The organism is Salipiger sp. H15, from assembly GCF_040409955.1.
GTDB lineage: Bacteria > Pseudomonadota > Alphaproteobacteria > Rhodobacterales > Rhodobacteraceae > Salipiger.
On sequence record NZ_CP123384.1, the window covers coordinates 287812 to 307791 of the forward strand.

18 protein-coding genes are annotated in these 19980 nt (G+C 68.5%); 4 read left to right on the forward strand and 14 right to left on the reverse strand.

The annotated features are described in order from the left end of the window. Positions 1-11: 11 nt before the first annotated feature. The 6 genes from PVT71_RS01400 to PVT71_RS01425 form a co-directional block, all read right to left on the reverse strand. Positions 12-1196 (reverse strand): amidase, encoded by a 1185-nt coding sequence (locus tag PVT71_RS01400; protein ID WP_353472710.1) that lies wholly within the window; start codon positions 1194-1196, stop codon positions 12-14. A 10-nt stretch (positions 1197-1206) separates the two neighbouring features. Beyond that, positions 1207-2184 carry an ABC transporter ATP-binding protein gene (locus tag PVT71_RS01405; protein ID WP_353472711.1) on the reverse strand — a complete coding sequence of 326 codons (978 nt, stop codon included), beginning with the start codon at positions 2182-2184 and terminating at the stop codon, positions 1207-1209. A 94-nt stretch (positions 2185-2278) separates the two neighbouring features. Continuing rightward, on the reverse strand, positions 2279-3355 hold the full coding sequence (locus PVT71_RS01410) for an ABC transporter ATP-binding protein (protein WP_353472712.1): 1077 nt from the start codon (positions 3353-3355) through the stop codon (positions 2279-2281). Next, a complete protein-coding gene (locus PVT71_RS01415; RefSeq protein WP_353472713.1) occupies positions 3342-4205 on the reverse strand; it encodes an ABC transporter permease in 864 nt (287 codons plus the stop codon). Before PVT71_RS01415 ends, PVT71_RS01410 begins: the two co-directional genes overlap by 14 nt. A gap of 27 nt (positions 4206-4232) precedes the next feature. After that, complete coding sequence (locus PVT71_RS01420; RefSeq protein ID WP_353472714.1) at positions 4233-5186, reverse strand: ABC transporter permease; 954 nt, start codon at positions 5184-5186, stop codon at positions 4233-4235. A gap of 79 nt (positions 5187-5265) precedes the next feature. Further along, positions 5266-6864, reverse strand: a complete 1599-nt coding sequence (locus tag PVT71_RS01425; RefSeq protein WP_353472715.1) for an ABC transporter substrate-binding protein — start codon at positions 6862-6864, stop codon at positions 5266-5268. Positions 6865-7239: 375 nt separating this feature from the next. Between PVT71_RS01425 and PVT71_RS01430 the strand changes: the two genes are divergently transcribed. The 3 genes from PVT71_RS01430 to PVT71_RS01440 all read left to right on the forward strand — a co-directional run bounded on the left by PVT71_RS01430 (position 7240) and on the right by PVT71_RS01440 (position 11526). After that, the gene (locus PVT71_RS01430; protein WP_353472716.1) at positions 7240-8268 is read left to right on the forward strand and encodes a glycosyl hydrolase family 8; all 1029 of its coding nucleotides are present in this window, start codon (positions 7240-7242) and stop codon (positions 8266-8268) included. 143 nt (positions 8269-8411) lie between these two features. Beyond that, positions 8412-9545, forward strand: coding sequence for an HlyD family efflux transporter periplasmic adaptor subunit (locus PVT71_RS01435; protein ID WP_353472717.1), 1134 nt, complete (start codon positions 8412-8414; stop codon positions 9543-9545). Between the two features lies 1 nt (position 9546). Then, positions 9547-11526: a glycosyltransferase gene (locus tag PVT71_RS01440; protein WP_353472718.1), complete on the forward strand. Its 1980-nt coding sequence runs from the start codon at positions 9547-9549 to the stop codon at positions 11524-11526. A gap of 15 nt (positions 11527-11541) precedes the next feature. On the opposite strand, the gene PVT71_RS01445 is transcribed toward PVT71_RS01440, so the two are convergent. The 4 genes from PVT71_RS01445 to PVT71_RS01460 all read right to left on the reverse strand — a co-directional run bounded on the left by PVT71_RS01445 (position 11542) and on the right by PVT71_RS01460 (position 14911). Beyond that, a complete protein-coding gene (locus PVT71_RS01445) occupies positions 11542-12111 on the reverse strand; it encodes a hypothetical protein (protein ID WP_353472719.1) in 570 nt (189 codons plus the stop codon). Between the two features lie 205 nt (positions 12112-12316). Beyond that, positions 12317-13510 (reverse strand): 3-oxoadipyl-CoA thiolase, encoded by a 1194-nt coding sequence (gene pcaF, locus PVT71_RS01450; RefSeq protein ID WP_353472720.1) that lies wholly within the window; start codon positions 13508-13510, stop codon positions 12317-12319. Position 13511: 1 nt separating this feature from the next. Then, positions 13512-14207 carry a 3-oxoacid CoA-transferase subunit B gene (locus PVT71_RS01455; RefSeq protein WP_353472721.1) on the reverse strand — a complete coding sequence of 232 codons (696 nt, stop codon included), beginning with the start codon at positions 14205-14207 and terminating at the stop codon, positions 13512-13514. Next, on the reverse strand, positions 14204-14911 hold the full coding sequence (locus tag PVT71_RS01460) for a 3-oxoacid CoA-transferase subunit A (RefSeq protein WP_353472722.1): 708 nt from the start codon (positions 14909-14911) through the stop codon (positions 14204-14206). Before PVT71_RS01460 ends, PVT71_RS01455 begins: the two co-directional genes overlap by 4 nt. Before the next feature lie 119 nt (positions 14912-15030). On the opposite strand from PVT71_RS01460, the gene PVT71_RS01465 reads away from it, so the two are divergent. Continuing rightward, complete coding sequence (locus tag PVT71_RS01465) at positions 15031-15792, forward strand: IclR family transcriptional regulator (protein WP_353472723.1); 762 nt, start codon at positions 15031-15033, stop codon at positions 15790-15792. Between the two features lie 170 nt (positions 15793-15962). Here PVT71_RS01465 and PVT71_RS01470 read toward each other — a convergent pair whose 3' ends face one another. From PVT71_RS01470 to hflK, 4 genes are all read right to left on the reverse strand, one after another. Further along, complete coding sequence (locus PVT71_RS01470) at positions 15963-17366, reverse strand: DegQ family serine endoprotease (RefSeq protein ID WP_353473822.1); 1404 nt, start codon at positions 17364-17366, stop codon at positions 15963-15965. Between the two features lie 292 nt (positions 17367-17658). Continuing rightward, entirely contained in the window at positions 17659-17859 is a 201-nt protein-coding gene (locus tag PVT71_RS01475; RefSeq protein ID WP_353472724.1) for a DUF2065 domain-containing protein, read from the reverse strand. Next, positions 17856-18785, reverse strand: coding sequence for a protease modulator HflC (locus tag PVT71_RS01480; protein ID WP_353472725.1), 930 nt, complete (start codon positions 18783-18785; stop codon positions 17856-17858). The genes PVT71_RS01475 and PVT71_RS01480 overlap by 4 nt, the downstream gene beginning before the upstream one ends. 2 nt (positions 18786-18787) lie before the next feature. Further along, positions 18788-19936 carry an FtsH protease activity modulator HflK gene (gene hflK, locus PVT71_RS01485; protein ID WP_353472726.1) on the reverse strand — a complete coding sequence of 383 codons (1149 nt, stop codon included), beginning with the start codon at positions 19934-19936 and terminating at the stop codon, positions 18788-18790. Positions 19937-19980 lie beyond the last annotated feature (44 nt).

Consider the following 19980-nt stretch of genomic DNA (forward strand, 5'->3'; position numbering starts at 1 on the left):
GCGTCCCGGCTTCAGGCCGGGACTGCGTATCCCGCCGCGATCCGGTACGCCAGAGCGATCAGCGACAGGTCCGAGCCGCGCGGCCCGATCAGCGACATCCCGTAGGGCGCGCCGTCGAGGCTGCCCGCCGGGAAGACCACCTGCGGCAGTCCTGACAGGCCCGCCACGCACAGGAGCCGCGAGCAGTCGTGGCGGAAGCCGTCGAAGACCTCGAGCGGCGGGTCGAGCCGGAAGGGCGCGTCATGCACCGCCGGGGCGAGGATCACCCCCGAGGGGCCCAGCAGCGCCTCGACATGGGCGGTGAAGGCGCGGCGGGCGGCCTGCCCGCCCGCGATCTCGGCCCCGGTCAGCGCCTCGGCGGCGTCGGCGCGCTGGTCGATGCCGCGCGCCACCGGCATGCCGCTCTGGCGGATGTAGGGCAGCACCCAGTCGCGGGCATCCGCGCCGATGGTGCGCAGGAAGGCGGTGTAGGCGGCGTCCACCCCCTCGGGGTAGACGCGCACGTCGCGGGCGGGAAGATCGCCGAACCGCGCCTCCCAGACCGCCAGCGCCTCGGGGCCGAGCTGAGCCAGCATATCGACCGGGCGCAGGAACTCGGGCACCTCGGTCAGCGGCGCGGTCTCGCCGTCCAGCAGCACCGTCATGGCGCGCAGCAGCGTCTCACCGTCGCGGGCGAAGAGCCCGCAGGTGTCGTAGCTCGCCGCCAGCGGTTGCGCGAGGTCGAGCGAGATGCGCCCGTGCGTCGGCCGGATCCCCCAGATGCCGCAGAAGCTGGCCGGGGCGCGGATCGAGCCGCCGGTGTCCGAGCCGATGGCGATGTCGGCGAGCCCGCCGGCCACCGCCACGGCGGAACCCGAGGAGGAGCCGCCCGGGATGCGGTCCGGCGCAGCGGGGTTCACCGGCGTGCCGAAATGCACGTTCATCCCGTACATCGACCAGGCGAGCTCGTCGGTGTGGGTCTTGCCGACGAAGCGTGCGCCCGCGTCCAGCAGTTTCTGCGCCGCCGGCGCGGTCGCGGCGCGCACCGGGCTCGCCGCCAGCCGCAGCGGGCAGCCCGAGCCGGTGCGGTAGCCCGCCACGTCGAAGATGTCCTTCACCGCTAGCGTGAGGCCCGCGAGCGGCCCTTCCGGGGCGCTCTCCACCGGCACCGGCTCGTAGGGCATGAAGCAGCGGTAGGGGTCGTCCTTGATCAGCATGTCCGCCCCCTCATTCCGCCGCGATCGCGGGCTCGGCCTTCACGCAGGCGACGCGGCGGCGCGGCGCGGGGGTGAAGACCGGCGGCAGCGCGGCGCGGCACTCGGCGGTGGCATGGGCGCAGCGCGGCGCGAAGGAGCAGCTGTCCGGCTTGGTCTCGAGCGAGGGCGGCGCGCCGGGAATGGCGTTGAGCCGCGCGCCGCGTTCGACATCGTGCAGGTTCGCGGCCAGCAGGCCCTGCGTGTAGGGGTGCTTCGCCGATTTGATGATCTCGGACGTCGTCCCCTCCTCGACGATCTGCCCGGCGTACATGACCGCGACGCGTTCCGAGATTTCCACCGCCACGCCGATGTCATGGGTGACGAAGATCACCCCCATGCCGAACTCCTTCTGCAGCTCGCGCAACAGCAGCAGGATCTGGATCTGCACCGTGGCGTCGAGCGCCGTCGTGGGCTCGTCGGCCAGCAGCAGCCGCGGACGGCAGGCCAGAGCAAGCGCGATCATCACCCGCTGGCGCATCCCCCCCGACAGCTCGTGCGGGTAATTGTGCAGCCGCCGGTTGGCGGAAGGAATGCGCACCCGGTCGAGCATGTCGAGCGCGGTCGACATCGCCTCGGCCTTGCTGACGCCCTTGTGGCGCATGACGGACTCGGCGATCTGGTGGCCGACGGTATAGACCGGGTCGAGCGCCAGCGCCGGCTCCTGGAACACCATCGAGACCTCGCCGCCGCGGTATTTCTGCAGCTTCCGGCCCGAGAGGCTGAGGACGTCGATGCCGTTGACCTCGATCTTGCCCTCGATCTCGGTGCGCTTCGGCGGCAGGAGGCCGAGGAGCGCCTTCAGCGTCACCGACTTGCCCGAGCCGGACTCGCCGAGCAGCGCCAGCGTCTCGCCCTGCTCCATGCTGAGCGAGACGTCGTTGATCGCGTGCACCGTGCGCTTGCCCTTGAAGCGCAGGGTGAGGTTCTGGATGTCGAGCAGCTTGGTCATTTGCCCTCCTCCGGCTTGGTCTGGGACGTGGGGGCGGTCTTGGGCGCGGTCCAGAAGACCTCGCGCTTCCGGGTGGCGCAGTTTCCCGAGAGGATCATTGCGGCACCCCCTGCCCGGCCCTGGGATGGCCCGAGCTCGTGTCGTGCAGGTGGCAGGCGGCGAGGTGCTCGGCATTGCCCGGCAGGCCCATGAGCTTTGGCGCGACGCTCTTGCAGACCTCGCTGGCAAAGCGGCAGCGGGTGTGGAAGCGGCAGCCCTTGGGCGGGTCGATCGGGTTCGGCGGATCGCCCGCAAGCGGCGGTTCCTGCGTGCGGTTGTCGGGGTCCATCGAGGGCATCGCCGAGAAGAGCGAGCGCGTGTAGGGATGCGCCTGTTCGTGCCAGATGCTGTCCACCGGCGCGACCTCGACCACCTCGCCGAGATACATGACAAGGATGCGGTCCGAGATATAGCGCACCACGTTCAGGTCGTGGCTGATGAAGATGTAGGTGAGCCCGAACTCCTTGCGCAGGTCCGACAGCAGGTTCAGCACCTGCGCCTCGACCGACTTGTCGAGCGCCGAGACCGCCTCGTCCAGCACCACCAGCCGCGGCGACATGGCAAGCGCGCGGGCGATGTTCACCCGCTGGCGCTGGCCGCCCGAAAGCTCGTGCGGGTAGCGGTGGGCAAAGCGGTCGGGATCGAGCCCGACGCGCGCCATCAGGCTGCGCGCCCGGCCGTTCGGATCGTCGAGCCCCTGCACCTTGGCGCCGAAGGCCACCGAGTCCTCGATGGTCAGGCGCGGGTTGAGCGAGGCGTAGCTGTCCTGGAAGACCATCTGCACGTCCTTGCGCAGGTCCTTCAGCGACAGTGTCTCGCCCAGCCCCTGCCCGTCGAAGATGATCTCGCCCTTGTCCTTCTCGATGAGGCCGATGAGCAGCCGCGCGGTGGTGGACTTGCCGCAGCCGGACTCGCCGACGATGCCCAGCGTCTCGCCCTTCTTCACCTCGAAGGACACGCCGTCGACCGCCTGCACCATCGCCTGCGTGCGGCCGAGGATGCCGCCGCGGACGGGGAAGTGCTTCTGCAGGTCCTTCACGATGACCAGCGGCTGCGCCGGGCCGCCCTTGTCGCGGCTCTCGGGGGCGGCGGTCTTCGGTTTGAGTGCGGGGGAAAGGTCAGTCGCGGACATTCATCGCGCTCCTCAGTCCGTCGCTCAGCAGGTTGAGGCAGAGCGAGGTGATAAAGATCATCACCCCCGGCAGCGCCGAGAGCCACGGGTTGATGTAGATGGCCGAGCGCAGCGTGTTCAGCATGAGGCCCCATTCGGGCTCGGGCGGGCGCACGCCGATGCCGAGGAACGACAGGCCCGCGGCGAGGATCATGCAGACCGAGGTGAGCGAGGTGGCATAGACGAAGATCGGCGAGAGCACGTTGCCGATCACGTGCACGCGGATCACCGTCAGCGCGTTCGCCCCCGTCGCGCGGGCGGCGTCGATGTAGTCGAGCGCCCGCACGCCCGAGGTGACGGCCTCGGCAACGCGGGTGATCGGCGGGATGAAGACGATGGTCAGCGACACGAGGCTGTTGACGATCCCCGCCCCCAGCGCGCCCGAGATGGCGATCGCCAGCAGCACCGAGGGGAAGGCGAAGAAGACGTCGACCACGCGCATGATGATGGTGTTGGTCATGCCGCCGACATAGCCCGCCACGATGCCGAGCGCCGAGCCGATGAAGAAGGCGAAGACCACCGGCATGAGGCCGATGAAGAGCGTGAGCCGCCCGCCGTAGATCAGGCGCGCCAGCATGTCGCGGCCCTGCTCGTCGGTGCCCAGCAGGTGCCCCTCGGTGCCGAGCGGTTTCAGGCGGGCGATCATCGAGCCCTTGTAGGGGTCGGGCAGGCCGATATAGGGCGCGAAGATCGCCGAGAGGATCAGCAGCAGCACCACGGCAAGGCAGATCATCGACACGGGGTCGCGCACCACGCGCGCGCCCACCCCGGCCCAGTAGCCCTGCGGCTTGGCGGCCTTCGAGTCGGTCATGGGTTCGGTTTCCGCAAGAGCCATGGGTCAGGTCCTCTTGATGCGCGGATCGATCGCGGCCTGCGCCACGTCGACGATGAGGTTCATCGCCACGAAGAACAGGGCGAGGACGAGGATCGTGCCCTGCAGGAGCGGCAGGTCGCGCTGGAAGATGGCGTTCGAGAGCAGGAAGCCCGAGCCCGGCCAGTTGAACACGGTCTCGATGAGGATCGAGCCGCCGAGCAGGTAGCCCAGTTGCAGGCCCATCACCGAAAGCGCGGTCGAGGCGGCGTTGCGCGCGACGTGGCGCAGCACGTCGCCGCGGCTCATGCCCTTGGCATAGAGCGCCTGCACGAAGTCCATCGTCAGGATGTCCCCGGCCAGCGCGCGCACGGTGCGCGCGACGATGCCGATCGGCACGACGGCGAGCGTCACCGCGGGCAGGATCAGGTGGCGCATGTGCAGCCAGTCCCATTCCCAGCTCTGCGAGCCGCCCGGCCCCGCCCCCATCGAGGGCAGCCAGCCGAGGTTCACGGAAAAGATGATGACCAGCACGATGCCGAGCCAGTAGTTCGGCACCGACACGCCGGTGATCGAGAGCGCGGTGACCGCGCGATCCAGCAGCGTGTCGCGGAAATAGCCGGCGAGGAAGCCGAGGAAGATGCCGATCGGGAAGGCGATGACGGCGGCCGAGACGGCCAGCAGCAGCGAGTTCTGCACCGCGCCGAAGACCTCCTGCGCGACCGGCCGGCCGGTGGCGATGGACTTGCCCATGTCGCCCTGCGCGAGGTTGCCGATCCAGATCGCGTATTGGACGGGCAGCGGCTTGTCGAGCCCGTAGGCGGCGCGCATGGCGGCCTGTTCCTCGGCGGTGGCATCGACGGGCATGATGGCGGTGAGCGGATCGCCCGGGGCGATCTGGACCAGCATGAAGCAGATCACCGAAACCCCGAAGGCCACGGGCAGCACGAGGAGAAGGCGGCGGAAGAAATAGCTGAGCACGGGTAGGTGGTCCCTGGCTTGTAGGGTCCCCGCCGCGGCACGCGCGGCGGGGTCTCGCCCTTGCGGGCGTCGTCGGGAATTACTCGTCGATCGTGATCGACGAGAAGTTCTGGTACCAGTTCTGGGCCTGCACGAAGCCCTTCACCTTCGGCGACATGGCGCGCGGCGCGACGTCGTGGGTGACCATCAGGAAGAGCGCGTCGTTGACGTATTTCTCATGCGTCTTGCGCAGCACCTCGTCCTGGGCGACCGGGTCGAAGGTGGTCTTGATCTGCTTGAACAGCTCCTGCATCTCGGGATCGCTGTAGTGGCCCCAGTTGGTGCCGTTCGGCGCGATCAGGTTCTCGTCGAGGTGACGGATGAGGCCGGTGAACGGGTCCTGGATGAAGTAGGTGAAGTTGATCGACTGGGCGCCGTCCACCGAGGGATCGGCCGCGCCGGCACGCCACAGGTTGATCATCTGGTTCCACTCGACGACCATGAACTCGACGTCGATCCAGATCTCGGCGAGGCTCTGCTGGACATATTCGTTCATCGGCAGCGGCAGCATCTGGCCCGAACCCGAGGGCGAGATCAGCGCCTTGACGGCAAGGTGCTTGTCGGGGCCGTAACCGGCCTCTTCCATCAGCGCCTTCGCGGCGTCGAGGTCATACTTCACCTCGAAGGTCGGGTTGCCGAACCACTGCGAGCTCGGCGGCAGGAAGCCCTTGGCGGGAACCATCAGGCCACCCAGCAGCGGCATCATGCCCTCGCGGTCGATGGCGAGGTTGGCGGCCTTGCGCACGCGGATGTCGTTCCAGGGCGAACCCTCGAGACGCGACAGGTGCCAGGTCCAGTTGTGCGGGTAGGCGTTCGACGAGATGACGAAGCCGTTGCCCTGCATCGCCGGGATGGTGTCGGGCGCCGGGGCCTCGATCCAGTCGACCTGGCCCGAGAGCAGCGCGGCCGAGCGGGCGTTCGGCTCGGGCAGCGGGATCAGCACCATCTTGTCGAGCTTGGGAATGCGGGTCTCGTCCCAGTAGGCGTCGAAGGGTACCATCTCGGCGCGCTCGCGCGGCACGAAGGTTTCCAGCTTCCACGGGCCGGTGCCCGAGGGATGGCCGGCGACCTTTTCCCAGTCCTTGTCCATGGCTTCCCAGTTCGCCTTGGACGACATCAGGATCCAGGTCATCTGGTAGGGCAGCGTGGCGTCCGGCTCCTTGGTGACGATCTCGAGCGTGTAGTCGTCGATCGCCTTGTAGGAGGCGACGGCGGGGATGCGCGACTTGCCCTGCGCCGCCTGGCGCGGGTCGTACTGCTCGGAGCCCTCGACGAGGATCTTGTCGAGGTTCCACACCACGTCGGCGGCAGTGAATGGCGCGCCGTCGTGGAAGGTCACGCCCTCGCGCAGCTTGAAGGTCCACTTGGTCTTGTCCTCGGCATCCACCGACCATTCGGTCGCGAGGCCGGGGATCAGCACCGACGGCTTGTCGGCGCTGGTCAGATCCCATTCGATCAGCGAGTCATAGACCGTGTAGCCCATGAAGCGCATGCCCTCGCCGCCCTGGTCGGTCTGACCGGTGGTGAGCGGAATGTCGGCCGCGGTCATGCCGACGCGCAGCGTGCCCTGCGCCCAGGCGGCGCTGGCCATGGTGGCGGCGACGGCAAGGGCCGCAATGCCAGCTTTCAGACGAAGCATAAGAACCTCCGAGATGTCCCTGTTGATTGGCCCGGCATTTTCAGTCCGCCGGTCCTGATACCAACTTGACCTTGGGGTTCGTTCTTGTGCAGGTAGGCACCGGGGGCTGGGTTTGATCGGACCGAAAATTCGGAAGAACTGCTCAAACATTCCTCACTTTGCACCAAGCAGCACAGGAAACGGGCAGTCTGATATCATTTTTACACAAATGAATTGGCAATCCGGGCGCTCCGGCGACCCGTTGCGAATTAGCCTCACGCAATAGTAGAAAATATAACTTTCCGTTCGCGTTATCTTTTGAATTACCGGAACGGGCAATTAAAGATCGGGAAAACGCGTCCCGAAAGCCGAATAATGCCGAAAGACGATATACGAGTGCTCAACAGACGTCACATGCTTGCGGGGGCTGCGGCGATGGCCATGGCCGGCGGGAAGGCCGCCGCCGAGTCCGAGGAGTCCATCCAGTGCTGGCGCCTCTGGCGCGCCCGCTTCGTGCAACCCGACGGGCGCGTCGTCGACGATTTGCAGAACGCGACCAGCCATTCCGAGGGACAGGGCTACGGCCTCCTGCTGGCGCAGGCCCATGGCGACGAGCGCACCTTCCGGCAGCTCGAGGACTGGACCGCGCACAACCTCGCGATCCGCGACGACAACCTCATGGCCTGGCAATGGGTGCCGCGGCGGCGCGACAACATAGAAGACTGGCACAACGCCACCGACGGCGATCTCTTCCGCGCCTGGGCGCTGCTGCGGGCGGCGCGCGACAGCGGCTGGTACCAGTACCACGAGAAGGCCGTCGCCATCGCCCGGGACATCGCCGCGCTCTGCCTCGCGCCCGACCCGCGCGCGCCGGGCGAGCTGCTGCTCAAGCCCGGGGCGGAATCCCGCGCCACGCCGGAGCGGGTGCTCTTCAACCCCTCCTACCTCATGTCCCGCGCCCTGCGCGAGCTCGGCTTCGCCGCCGAGGAGCCGGGGCTGATCCGCGCCGCCGACCATGGCGAGACGGTGCTGGCCGAGCTGGCACGCCAGCCGATCCTGCCGGACTGGATCGACGTCACGCCCGAGGGCTTCGCCCCGCCGCAGGAGCACGAGCTCCGCTCTGGCTACGACGCGCTGCGCGTGCCGCTCTACCTCGTCTGGTCCGGCCGCGGCGGCAACCCCGCCGTGACCAAGATGCGCGACGCGCTGAAGAGCGCCCCCACGCAGGGGATGATCGGGGTCAACTTCGACGCCTCCGGCGCCCTGCTCGACGAGTCCGACTATGCCGGCTACCGCGCCATCGCGGCGCTTGCCGACTGCGCGCCGCTCGCGCCGCACACGCCGCGGGACTCGGCGCAGAGCTACTACCCCGCCACCCTGCAGCTTCTTGCCAGCATAGCGAAACGTGAACAGACGCAGTGCTGAAAGCCCTGCTCTGGCCACATTCCTTCATGATAGACGCAGCGAACGCCCCTCCCGCCCAAGGGAGGGGGCCAGCGCCGGCTTGCACGTGGCTAAGGGCTGCGGTGTAATGCACGGCAAAACAGGCAGAAAATCGCGAGCAGAACATGAAGTACACCCGTCTCATCATCGGTATCGCCGCAATTCTCGTCGCGCTCTGGGTGATCATCGGCGAGCAGATGACCGCCGCCAGTGCCAACGCAGTCGTGAATGCGCCCGTGGTGACGCTGCGCGCGCCCATCGCCGGGACCGTCGAGCTGCAGGGCCACGCGCTCGGCGGGCGGGTGGCGGCGAACGAGCTGCTCGCGACGGTCACCGACCCGCTTGTCGACCCGGTCCACCTCAACGACCTCCAGCGCGACCTTGACCTCGTCGACGCCGAGGTCGCCCGGATCCAGTCCGAGATCGCCGCGCGCGGCCACGAGCGCGACGTCCTCGCCGCGCGCACCGAGGCCTTCCGCAACGCCCGCACCGCCGAGATCGAGGCCCAGCTCGCCGAGGCGCGCGTGCGGGTGGAGCTGCTCGGCAAGCCCGGTGCCACCGAGGTCGCGGGCCCCGACGTCTCGGCCAGCCGCGCCATCGCCCTGTCGCAGGCGCGCGAGCGGGTCGAGACGCTGCAGGTCGCGCGCGACGCGCTGAAGGACGGGGTCTTCCTCGGCGACGGCTACAACGACGCCCCCTATTCCGAGCAGCGCGGCTTCCAGCTCGACGACGAGATCGCGCAGCTTGGCCTGCAGCGCACCGAGGCCGGGCTGCGCCGCGGCGCGCTCGACCGCCGCGTCACCCGCGCCCGCCAGCAGCTCGGCCTGCGCAGCCGCACCGAGCTGCGCGCCCCGGCGCCCGACATGCTCTACTGGGAGACCCTGCAGGCCGACGCGGTCAGCGTGCAGCGCGGCGATCCGCTGCTGCGCCTCGTCGACTGCGGCCACAGCATCGTCACCCTGTCGGTCACCGAGCGGGTCTACAACTCGCTGCGCATCGGGCAGGACGCCAGCTTCCGCTTCACCGGCCAGTCGAAGCTCTACCCGGCCACCGTCGGTCGCCTCGCCGGCAGCGGCGCGCGCACGATCTACGCCAACCTCGCCGTCGCCCCGAGCGAGAAGCACCTCGAGCGCTACGACGTGACGCTGCTGGTGCCCGAGCTGAACGACGACACCGAGCTCGGCTGCGCCATCGGCCGGACCGGGCGCGCCTTCTTCGACGGCCGCCCGCTGGATCTCTTCCGCGGCTGGTTCGACTGACATGGCCCCCTTCCCGCACATCGGCGAGCTCGGCTCGAGCGGCACCTACCTGCTGCTCGTGGCCGGGATCGGGCTGGTGCTGCCCGTCATCGTCGATCCGAACAGGACCCGCGACCGGGCCATTCTCTTTGCCATCGCCTTCGTTCTCGCCGCACGCTACGCATGGTGGCGCGGCGCCGAAACCCTCGCCCCCCTCGGTTTCACGCTCGAAGCGGCGCTGAGCTACCTGCTCTACGGGCTGGAGCTGCTGACCCTGATCGGCTCGCTCAGCGCCTTCGTGATCCTCGCGCGGTTCCGCGACCGCCGCGACGAGGTCGAGGCGCACGCGCGCTGGTGGGGCGAGGACGATCCCAAGGTGGCGGTGATGATCGCCACCTACAACGAGGACCGCGAGGTGCTGGAACGCACCATCATCGGCGCCAAGTCGCTGCGGCACCCGAACAAGGAGATCGTCGTCCTCGACGACAGCCGCCGCGACTGGCTGCGCGACTACTGCGCCGAGCAGAACGTGCGCTACATGCGCCGCCCCGACAACAAGGGCTCGAAGGCCGGCAACATCAACCACGCTCTGGACCGGATGGCCGAGGATCCCGAGCCGCCGCAGTTCTTTGCCGTGCTCGACGCCGATTTCGTGCCGCACCGGGGATTCCTGTCGCGCAGCCTCGCGCTGTTCCACGACCCGAGCGTCGGGCTGGTGCAGACCCCGCAGCACTTCTTCAACGCCGACCCGATCCAGCACAATCTCGGGCTGAGCGCCTCCTACCCCGACGAGCAGCGCTTCTTCTTCGACCACATGCAGGCGTCGCGCGACGCCTGGGGCATCGCGATCTGCTGCGGCACCTCCTCGATCTGCCGCTGGGACGCGGTGCGCGAACTGGGCGGTTTTCCCACCGAGAGCGTGACCGAGGACTTCATGCTCACCATCGCGCTGCAGAACCTCGGCTACAAGACCGTCTACCTCAACGAGCCGCTCACCGAGGGGCTCGCCCCCGAGGGGCTCAAGGAATACATCACCCAGCGCGCCCGCTGGTGCCTCGGGCTGATGCAGATCGCCCGGTCCTCGCTTGGCCCGTTCTCGAAGTCGAAGCTGCGCCTGCGCGATCGATGGAGCGTGATCGACTCGGTGTTCTTCTGGGGAACCAGCTTTCCCTTCCGCATCGCCGCCATCGTCTTTCCGCTGCTCTACTGGTTCTTCGGCATCACCGTCGTCGATGCGCAGCTGGCCGACGTGCTGTTCTACTTCGGCCCCTACTTCCTCTGGGTCACGATGATCATGAACCTGCTCTCGCGCGGCCTGATGATCCCGGTGATGCACGATGTCAGCCAGCTGATCGGCGCCATCCCGATCACCCGCGCCGCCTATTCCGGGCTGTTCCGGCCCAAGGGGCACAAGTTCTCGGTGACCGCCAAGGGCGGCGACCGCTCGAAGGTGGTGATCCAGTGGCGGCTCATGATGCCCTTCGCCCTGGCCCTGATCCTCAGCGCGGTGGGGCTGACGCTCGGCATCGTCAGCGACGATTTCACGATGAACGACGCGGGCGACGGCAAGTGGGTGATCCTGTTCTGGACGCTCTACAACGTCGTGGTGCTCGCGGTGACCTGCTTCACCTGCGTGGAGCTGCCGCGCTCAGAGGTGCACATGGCCGACAAGCCCGAGCGCGTCACCTTCACCGCCGGGGGCCGCACCGACGAGCTCTGGATCACCTCGCTGACGCTCGACACCGCAAGGCTGCGCGGGCGCCCCTACCCGCCGCAGACGCGCGGCGTGCTGCACCTGCCCGACGTGGGCGATCTCGAGGTCTACGTGATCGCGCCCACCACCGACGGCGCGCGGCTGCAGCTGGTGCCGACCCCCGAGCAGCGCGAGGCGCTCTTCGTGCGGTTCTATGCCGAGGGTGACGCGCCCGGCGTGGTCACCACCCGCGTCTCGGCGGTGATCGCCGACATCGCCCGGCGGATCAGCTTCGGCCTGCCGGGCTGATCCCGCGGCTCCGTCTCAGAAGGTGTTGACCGAGACGCCGACGAAGAACTCCTCGGAGTCGAAGCGGTAGCCGGCGCGCAGGCTCACCGGGCCGCGGATGCGCTGGCTCACCGCCAGTGTCGTGTCGTGGTAATTGTCGCTGCCGCCGGTCGAGAGCTCGGTGCTGAAGCCCGAGTCGCCCCAGCCGGTGGAGGCCAGCAGGAACCAGCTGCTGTCGATGCTGTTGACCTCGGCGAGCCAGTAGAACGAGCCCCAGTCGGTCGCCGTCCAGCGGTCGAGCGCGACGCGCAGGCCAAGCTCGTAGTCGTCCTCCTCGCCGTCGCTGAACACCCCGCCGAGCGCCGGGCCCAGCTTGAGGCTGGCGCCGATGGGCGTGTCGATGCCGTAGACCACGCTGCCCACGACCGAGTAGCCGCCGTCCCAATGGCTGATGACGCCGCCGTAGGTCAGCCTGTCGCGGGTCACCGCAAGCACGCCCCCAGAGGTGGTCTCCGCCTGCTCAAGCTGCATGAAGCTGCCGTCCGCAAGCGCGGGACAGGCGGTCAGGACAAGCGCAGCCGCGCCGAGGGTGCCGGTGAGTTTCATGGGTGGTTCCGCCTGTACTGGGACTGCACGCCGGATCTTCGCCCGGCCCCCAAGCCATTGCAACGCAAGCCCGGCGATGCAAGGGGCAGCGCCCCCGCCGCGCCGCGCCGTGATCCCTCGGCGACAGGGCCGTCCTGATGCGCACCCCACGCGAAAAGGGGCAGAGGTTTCCCCCCGCCCCCTTTTCAGACTTGTCCGCCAAGGCTCAGACCGCCTCGAGCGCGATCGCGATGCCCTGCCCGACGCCGATGCACATGGTCGCCAGCGCCTTCTGGCCGGGCTTCAGCTCCAGCGCGGCGGTGCCGGTGATGCGCGCGCCCGACATGCCGAGCGGGTGGCCAAGCGCGATGGCGCCGCCGTTCGGGTTCACCCGCGCGTCGTCATCGGCGATGCCGAGGTCGCGCAGCGTGGCGAGCCCCTGCGAGGCGAAGGCCTCGTTCAGCTCGATCACGTCGAAGGCGTGCTGCGTCAGGCCAAGCCGCGCCATCAGCTTCTTCGAGGCCGGCGCCGGGCCGAAGCCCATGATGCGCGGCTCGACGCCCGCGGTCGCACCGCCGAGGATGCGCGCGATCGGGGTCAGGCCATGCGCCTTCACCGCCGCCTCCGAGGCGATGATCAGCGCCGCGGCGCCGTCGTTCACCCCCGAGGCGTTGCCCGCGGTGACCGAGCCGCCCTCGCGGAACGGCGTCGGCAGCTTGGCGAGCTGCTCGAGCGAGGTCTCGCGCGGGTGCTCGTCGGTGTCGACGACGATGGCATCCCCCTTGCGCTGCGGGATGCTCACCGGGGTGATCTCCTGCGCAAGACGGCCGTTCTTCTGCGCCCCCGCGGCCTTCGCCTGCGAGCGCAGGGCAAAGGCGTCCTGGTCCTCGCGGCTGATGCCGAACTGCTCGGCGACGTTCTCGCCGGTCTCGGGCATGCTGTCCACGCCATACTGCGCCTTCATCAGCTTGTTGACGAAGCGCCAGCCGATGGTGGTGTCGTGGATCTCGGCGCTGCGCGAGAAGGCCGAGGTGGCCTTGGGCATCACGAAGGGCGCGCGCGACATGCTCTCGACCCCGCCGGCGATGGCAAGCTCGATCTCGCCCGCCTTGATGGCGCGCGCGGCCGCGAGGATCGCGTCCATGCCCGAGCCGCAGAGACGGTTGAGCGTGGTGCCCGGCACCGCGACCGGCAGGCCCGCCAGCAGCGCCGACATGCGCGCGACGTTGCGGTTGTCCTCGCCGGCCTGGTTGGCGCAGCCGTAATAGACCTCGTCCACCGCCGACCAGTCGATGTCGTGGCGGGCCATCAGCGCCTTGAGCGGAATGGCCCCCAGATCGTCTGCGCGCACCGAGGAGAGCGCGCCGCCGAAGCGGCCGATCGGGGTGCGGACGTAGGAACAGATATAGGCGTCGGTCATCTCAGAGCTCCGGGCAGATCAGGTCGGCCACCGCGCCCTCGACATGCAGCGGCGCGCCGGTGAGCGCCTGCAGCTCGTCGAAGGAGATCGCGGGGACCTTCTCGCGCAGGACGAACTTGCCGCCCTCGATGTCGACTACGGCCAGCGAGGTGTAGACGCGGGTCACGCAGCCCACGCCGGTCAGCGGCAGGGTGCAGCTGGCCAGCAGCTTGGGCTCGCCCTTCTTGGTGACGTGGTCGGTCAGCACCGCCACGCGCTTGGCGCTCTGCACGAGGTCCATCGCGCCGCCGACGGCCGGAACGCCGCCCTTGCCGGTGGACCAGTTCGCCAGATCGCCGTTCTGCGCGATCTCGTAGGCGCCGAGGATGGCGACGTCGAGATGCCCGCCGCGCACCATGGCGAAGCTGTCGGCATGGTGGAAGAACGCGGTGCCCGGCTTGATGGTGATCGCCTTCTTGCCGGCGTTGATGCAGTCCCAGTCCTCTTCCCCGGGCTTCGGCGCCTCGCCGAAGTCCAGCACGCCGTTCTCGGTGTGGAAGATCGCCTGCTTGCCCTCGGGCTGGAACTTGGCGACCATCTCGGGGAAGCCGATGCCGAGGTTGACATAGGCGCCATCCTCGATGTCCTGCGCCGCGCGCCAGGCGATCTGGGCGTTGCTCAGCTTGATGCTGTCGATGTCGATCATCGTATCGCTCATGGGTAGACGGCCTCCGCCCGGTTCAGCTCTTCTTCCTGCGCCGCGTTCGGCACTTCGACCACCTTCGACACGAAGATGCCCGGGGTGATGACGTGCTCGGGGTCGATCCCGCCCAGCGGCACGACCTTGGTCGCCTGCACGATGGTATGGGTCGCGGCCATGGCCATCACCGGGTTGAAGTTGCGCGCCGCCATCCGGTAGGTCAGGTTGCCGTGCGGATCGGCCAGCTCGGCCTTGATCAGCGCGAAATCGGCCTTGAGCCAGCGCTCGCGGACGTAATGCTTGCCCTCGAACTCCTCGGAAGGCTTGCCCTCCGCCAGCTCGGTGCCGTAGCTCGTCGCGGTGTAGAAGGCCGGAATGCCCGCGCCGCCTGCCCGGATGCGCTCGGCGAGCGTGCCCTGCGGCACCAGCTCGAGCTCGATCTCCCCGGCAAGGTAGGCCTCGGTGAAGACGCGCGGATCGGCCGAACGCGGGAAGGAGCAGATCAGCTTCTTCACCCGCTTCTGCTCGATCAGCGCGGCAAGGCCGACATGGCCGTTGCCGGCGTTGTTGTTGACGACGGTCAGGTCCCTGGCGCCGTGGTCGATCAGCGCGTGGATCAGCTCGATCGGCGCGCCCGAGCCGCCGAAGCCGCCGATCATCACGGTCGCGCCATCGGGAATGACCGAGACGGCCTCCCGGACGCTGGCGATGGTCTTGTCCATGAAATCCTCCTTCGGGCGCGTGTCGCCCTCGGCGCCTGAAATATGACCTCCCGGTAACAGGAGCCACGAATTTCGTGCGCATATTGACATTTGTTCATATCCCGCGAGAAATCGTGCGCATGTTGAACAAACCGACCGATTTCATCGCCTCCCTCGCCAAGGGGCTTCAGGTGATCGAGTGCTTCCGCGCCGAGACGCCGCGCCTGTCGATCGCGCAGGTGGCCGAACGCACCGGGCTCGACCGCGCCACCGCGCGGCGCTGCCTGCTGACCCTGCACCGGCTCGGCTACGCCGATTACGACGGCAAGTTCTTCCAGCTCACCCCGCGCGTGCTGCGGCTCGGCATGGGGGCGCTCGCCGCCCTGCCCCTGCCGCAGCTGGTGCAGCCCTGGCTCGACCAGCTGTCGGAGCAGATCGGCCAGTCGAGCTCGGTGTCGATCCTCGACGAGACCGAGATCGTCTACCTCGCCCGCGCCGCGCAGCGGAAGGTGATGAGCATCGGGCTGATGCCGGGCTCGCGCCTGCCCGCCCATTGCACCTCGATGGGACGCGTGCTGCTCGCCGCCCTGCCCGAGGCCGAGATGCGCGCCCTGCTCGACCGCTCGGACCTCACCCCGCGCACGCCGCGCGCGCTGACCGACCCTGCCGAGATCGCCGCGCGCATCGCCCAGGTCCGGACCGAGGGCTTCGCGATCATCGACCAGGAGGTGGAGATGGGGCTGCGCTCGATCGCCGTGCCGCTCTTCAACGTGCACGGGCAGGTCGTGGCGGCGCTCAATACCGGCCTGCCGGCGATGCAGGCCGAGCCCGAGGATCTCGCCCGCGACTACCTGCCGGCGCTGCTCAAGGTGCAGGCGGGGCTGCGGCGCGTGCTGCCCTGAGCCCTTTCATCTTTCCATAAATACTCACCTCCCGCCCGTGGCAGCGGCGCGCCGTGAGTATTTGGGGAAAGATGAAAGCCAAGCGCGGCGTTCCGGGCGCAGCCAATGAAAAAGGGGCGAGGGTTTTCCCCGCCCCGATTTCATGAGTAAGGCCTGTGGAACCGCGACGCTTACTTGTCCTCGATGGTCAGCGCCACGAAGCGCGGGTCGCCGCCGCGGCGGACCAGCAGCAGGATCGACTTGCGGCCGGCATCCTTCGCCTCGGCGATCTTGTCCTCGAGGTCCTTGATGCTCAGCACCTCGGCCTGGCCGGCCTCGGTGATCACGTCGCCCGAGCGCAGGCCCTTGTCGAAGGCTTCCGACGCCTCGTCGACCTCGGTCACCGCAAGGCCCTTGGCGCCATCGGCAAGGCCTAGCTCGCTGCGCAGCTCGTCGGTCATCGGCGAGAGCGTAAGCCCCATGATGTCCTGGGTGGCGGGCGCCTCGGGCGTGCCCTGCTCCTGCGATGCGGGCAGCGGCTCGGGGGTTTCCTCGCGGCGTCCGAGCGTGACGAGCAGCGTCTCGGTGTTGCCGTTGCGGTTGACCACCACGCGGACGGCCTTGCCGACCTCGGTGTTGCCCACGATGCGCACCAGCTGGCGGGTATCGGTCACCGGCTTGCCGTCGAAGGAGACGATCACGTCCCCCGACTTCATGCCGGCATCCTTGGCCGGGCCGTCCGGCACGTCCGAGACCATGGCGCCGTCGGTGCTGGCAAGGCCGGTGGCCTCTGCCATGTCCGGGGTCACGTCCTGGATGCGCACGCCGAGCCAGCCGCGGCGGGTCTCGCCGAATTCCTTGAGCTGGTCGACGACCTTGGTGACCACGTTCGAGGCCATCGAGAAGCCGATGCCGATCGAGCCGCCGTTGGGCGAGAGGATCGCGGTGTTCACCCCGATCACGTCGCCGTTCATGTTGAACAGCGGCCCGCCCGAGTTGCCGCGGTTGATGGCGGCGTCGGTCTGGATGTAGTCGTCATAGGTGCCCGAGAGCGCGCGGTTGCGCGCCGAGACGATGCCGGCCGAGACCGAGAAGCCCTGGCCCAGCGGGTTGCCCATGGCCATGACCCAGTCGCCGACCTTGCTGTCGTCGGAGTTGCCGAACTTCACGAAGGGCAGCGGCTCGTCGGCCTCGACCTTCAGCAGCGCGATGTCGGTGTTGGGATCGGTGCCGACCAGCTTCGCGTCCAGCTCCTTGCCGGAGAAGAACTCGATGGTGATCTCGTCGGCGCCCTCGATGACGTGGTTGTTGGTGACGATGTAGCCGTCCTCCGAGACCACGAAGCCCGAGCCGAGCGCGGAAGAGCGGCGCGGACGGTCACCCTCGGGACCGCCGTTGGGATTCTGGAAGTCGCGGAAGAAGTCCTCGAAGGGCGAGCCCTCGGGAACGATGCCCTGCGGGCCGGTGCGCCCGGCGACCATGGTCGAGGTGGTGATGTTCACCACCGACGGGCTCACGCGCTCGGCAAGGCTGGAGAAGCTGGACGGTGCGCTCTGCGCCTGCGCCATGATCGACTGCGAGACGATCAGGAACATCGAAACCGTGGCCAGCCAGAACAGCCGTACCGGGCTCGACCCCTCCGTCACTGCAAGATTTTGTGGTTTCACAGGGAACTCCTTCTGTTCGGCGGCTGCCGCGCGGCCCCCGCGCGGCAGCTCTGCCTCCTCATGAACAAGCGTAACATAGGAGCTTTTGAGGGCCACCAAAGAAAAGGTTTCAAGCTTTCAAGCGCATGTGACATGCAGGTGAAAACCCATCCGTGCAGAAATGCAAGGCGCGCGCGGCGCGGCGCCTTCCCCGCGGCGCAAGCCGCAGGAAAGACTGGGCTCAGCCGCCGGATCGCCGCGCGATCCAGAGCAGCAGGACGCCTGTAACAAGTGTCACGAGGCCGAGCAGCCGGCGCGTCTCGAGCGGCATCTCCCGCAGCGCCACCAGCATCCGCTCGACAAGCGAAGGGGCCAGTGCGTACACCAGCCCCTCGATCACGAGGACCAGAGCGATCCCCGTCAGTATGTCGGTCCCCGTCACTCGGACGCGGTGCCGGCGGCGCCGGGGGCCGGCGCCGACGCGGCCGGCTTGCCCATCTCGCCCTGCGACTTGAAGTACTCGAAGAACTCGCCGTTCGGGGTCATGACCATCGAGGAATTGCCCGAGGCGAGCGATTTCTCGTAGGCCTGCAGCGACCGGTAGAAGGCAAAGAACTCGGGGTCGGCACCATAGGCCTCGGCGAAGATGCCGTTGCGCTCGGCGTCGGCCTCGCCGCGGATGATGTCGCCGTCACGGTTGGCTTCCGACTGCGTCTCGACCACGGTCCGGTCGGCCAGCGCGCGCACGCGCTGCGCCGCCTCGTTGCCGCGGGCGATCTCGTCGGCGGCTTCCCGTTCCCGTTCGGCGCGCATCCGGGCGAAGGTCGCCTCGAGGTTCTGCGACGGCAGGTTGGTCTGCTTGAGGCGCACGTCCACCACGTCGAGACCGAGCGACAGCGCCTCGCGCCGGGCCTGGTCCCGGATGCGGTTGGTGAGCACGCGGCGGTCTTCCGAGAGGATCACGTCCGAGGTCACCTGGTCGGCACCGAGCACTTCGCGGATCTGGGCGTTGAGGATGCCCGACAGGCGGTCCTCGGCGATGCGCAGCCCGCCGACGCCCACGGCCTGGCGGAAGCGGACGACGTCGGCGATGCGGTAGCGCGCGAAGGCGTCCACCACGAGGCGGCGGTCATCCGAGGGCGTGACCTCGATCGTGTCGGTGTCGAGCGACAGGATGCGGTCGTCGTATTTCACCACTTCCTGGATGATCGGGATCTTGAAGGCGAGCCCCGGTTCTTCCTTGACCGACTTGATCTGGCCGAACTGCAGGACCAGCGCCTTCTCGCGCTCGTCCACGACGAAGATCGACGAGAGGGCGATCACCGCCAGCACGACGATGACCGGCAGCACATAGGTAGATTTGCGCATGATCAGTTCCCTCCCTCGGTGCTGGGTCGGCTGTTCTGGAGCTGGTTCAGCGGCAGGTAGGGCACCACGCCCCCGCCCTCGCCGGTCAGCCCCTCGTCGAGGATGGTCTTGTCGACGTTGCCGAGCACCTTCTCCATCGTCTCGAGGTAGAGACGGCGGCGGGTGACCTCGGGGGCCTTGGCATATTCCTCGCGCACGGCCGAGAAGCGGCTGGCTTCACCCAGCGCCTCGTTGACCACGCGGGCGCGGTAGCCCTCGGCCTGCTCGCGGATCTGCGCGGCCTCGCCGCGGGCCTCGGCGACCACGCGGTTGGCATAGGCGTCGGCCTGGCGCTCGAGCCGGTCGCGTTCCTGCTCGGCGGCCTGCACCTCGCGGAAGGCGTCGATCACCTCGCGGGGCGGGTCGGCCGTGTCGAGGTTGATCCGCACGATGTTGATGCCGCTGTCATACTCGTCGAGCGTCGCCTGGATCTGCTCGCGCGCGGTGTCGGCGATGATGCCGCGGTCGCGGTTGAGGATCGGCGCGAGGTTCGACGCGGCGATGATCTCGCGCATCACCGCCTCGGAGACCGCCTGCACGGTCAGCTGCGGGTCGCGGATGTTGAACAGCAGCTTGGCCGCGTCGTTGATGTTCCAGACCACCTGGAAGCCGATGTCGACGATGTTCGCGTCGGTGGTCAGCATGAGGCTGTCCGCCGGGTCGCGGCCGTTGCCGATCGTCTCGGTGCGTTCCGAGGTCACGTTGACCACCTCGTGCGTCACGAAGGGCCAGGGCGCGAAGTTGAGGCCCGGATCGCCGGTCGAGGAATACTTGCCGAGGAAGAGTTCCACCGACTGTTCCTCGGGCCGCACGGTGTAGAAGCTCATCCAGGCCCAGACGCCGACCGCCGCCAGCGCCGCGAGGCCCAGCGTGCTGCGGTTGAACTTGGGACCGCCGGGCGCGCCGCCCGTGCCGCCGCTGCGCCCACCCGAGCCGCCGCGACCGCCCATCAGCACGCGCAGCCGCTCCTGGCCCTTCTTCATCAGCTCGTCAATCTCGGGGATCTGCGGATCCTCGGGGCGCTTGCCCCCGTTTCCGCCGCCACCGCTGGGCGGCCTGCCGCCGCCCTGATTGCCACCGCCGCCCCAGGGGCCGCCGCCGTGTCCTGCCATTAGGTTCCTTCCCTCTCGCTCACTTGTCCGTGTTTCCCCCTACC

Coding starts and splice junctions, on each gene's coding strand:
- PVT71_RS01400 (WP_353472710.1), bottom strand. CDS start 1,196: ATGCTGATCAAGGACGACCCCTACCGCTGCTTCATGCCCTACGAGCCG.
- PVT71_RS01405 (WP_353472711.1), bottom strand. CDS start 2,184: ATGACCAAGCTGCTCGACATCCAGAACCTCACCCTGCGCTTCAAGGGC.
- PVT71_RS01410 (WP_353472712.1), bottom strand. CDS start 3,355: ATGTCCGCGACTGACCTTTCCCCCGCACTCAAACCGAAGACCGCCGCC.
- PVT71_RS01415 (WP_353472713.1), bottom strand. CDS start 4,205: ATGACCGACTCGAAGGCCGCCAAGCCGCAGGGCTACTGGGCCGGGGTG.
- PVT71_RS01425 (WP_353472715.1), bottom strand. CDS start 6,864: ATGCTTCGTCTGAAAGCTGGCATTGCGGCCCTTGCCGTCGCCGCCACC.
- PVT71_RS01435 (WP_353472717.1), top strand. CDS start 8,412: ATGAAGTACACCCGTCTCATCATCGGTATCGCCGCAATTCTCGTCGCG.
- PVT71_RS01440 (WP_353472718.1), top strand. CDS start 9,547: ATGGCCCCCTTCCCGCACATCGGCGAGCTCGGCTCGAGCGGCACCTAC.
- PVT71_RS01445 (WP_353472719.1), bottom strand. CDS start 12,111: ATGAAACTCACCGGCACCCTCGGCGCGGCTGCGCTTGTCCTGACCGCC.
- pcaF (WP_353472720.1), bottom strand. CDS start 13,510: ATGACCGACGCCTATATCTGTTCCTACGTCCGCACCCCGATCGGCCGC.
- PVT71_RS01455 (WP_353472721.1), bottom strand. CDS start 14,207: ATGAGCGATACGATGATCGACATCGACAGCATCAAGCTGAGCAACGCC.
- PVT71_RS01460 (WP_353472722.1), bottom strand. CDS start 14,911: ATGGACAAGACCATCGCCAGCGTCCGGGAGGCCGTCTCGGTCATTCCC.
- PVT71_RS01465 (WP_353472723.1), top strand. CDS start 15,031: ATGTTGAACAAACCGACCGATTTCATCGCCTCCCTCGCCAAGGGGCTT.
- PVT71_RS01470 (WP_353473822.1), bottom strand. CDS start 17,366: ATGTTCCTGATCGTCTCGCAGTCGATCATGGCGCAGGCGCAGAGCGCA.
- PVT71_RS01480 (WP_353472725.1), bottom strand. CDS start 18,785: ATGCGCAAATCTACCTATGTGCTGCCGGTCATCGTCGTGCTGGCGGTG.
- hflK (WP_353472726.1), bottom strand. CDS start 19,936: ATGGCAGGACACGGCGGCGGCCCCTGGGGCGGCGGTGGCAATCAGGGC.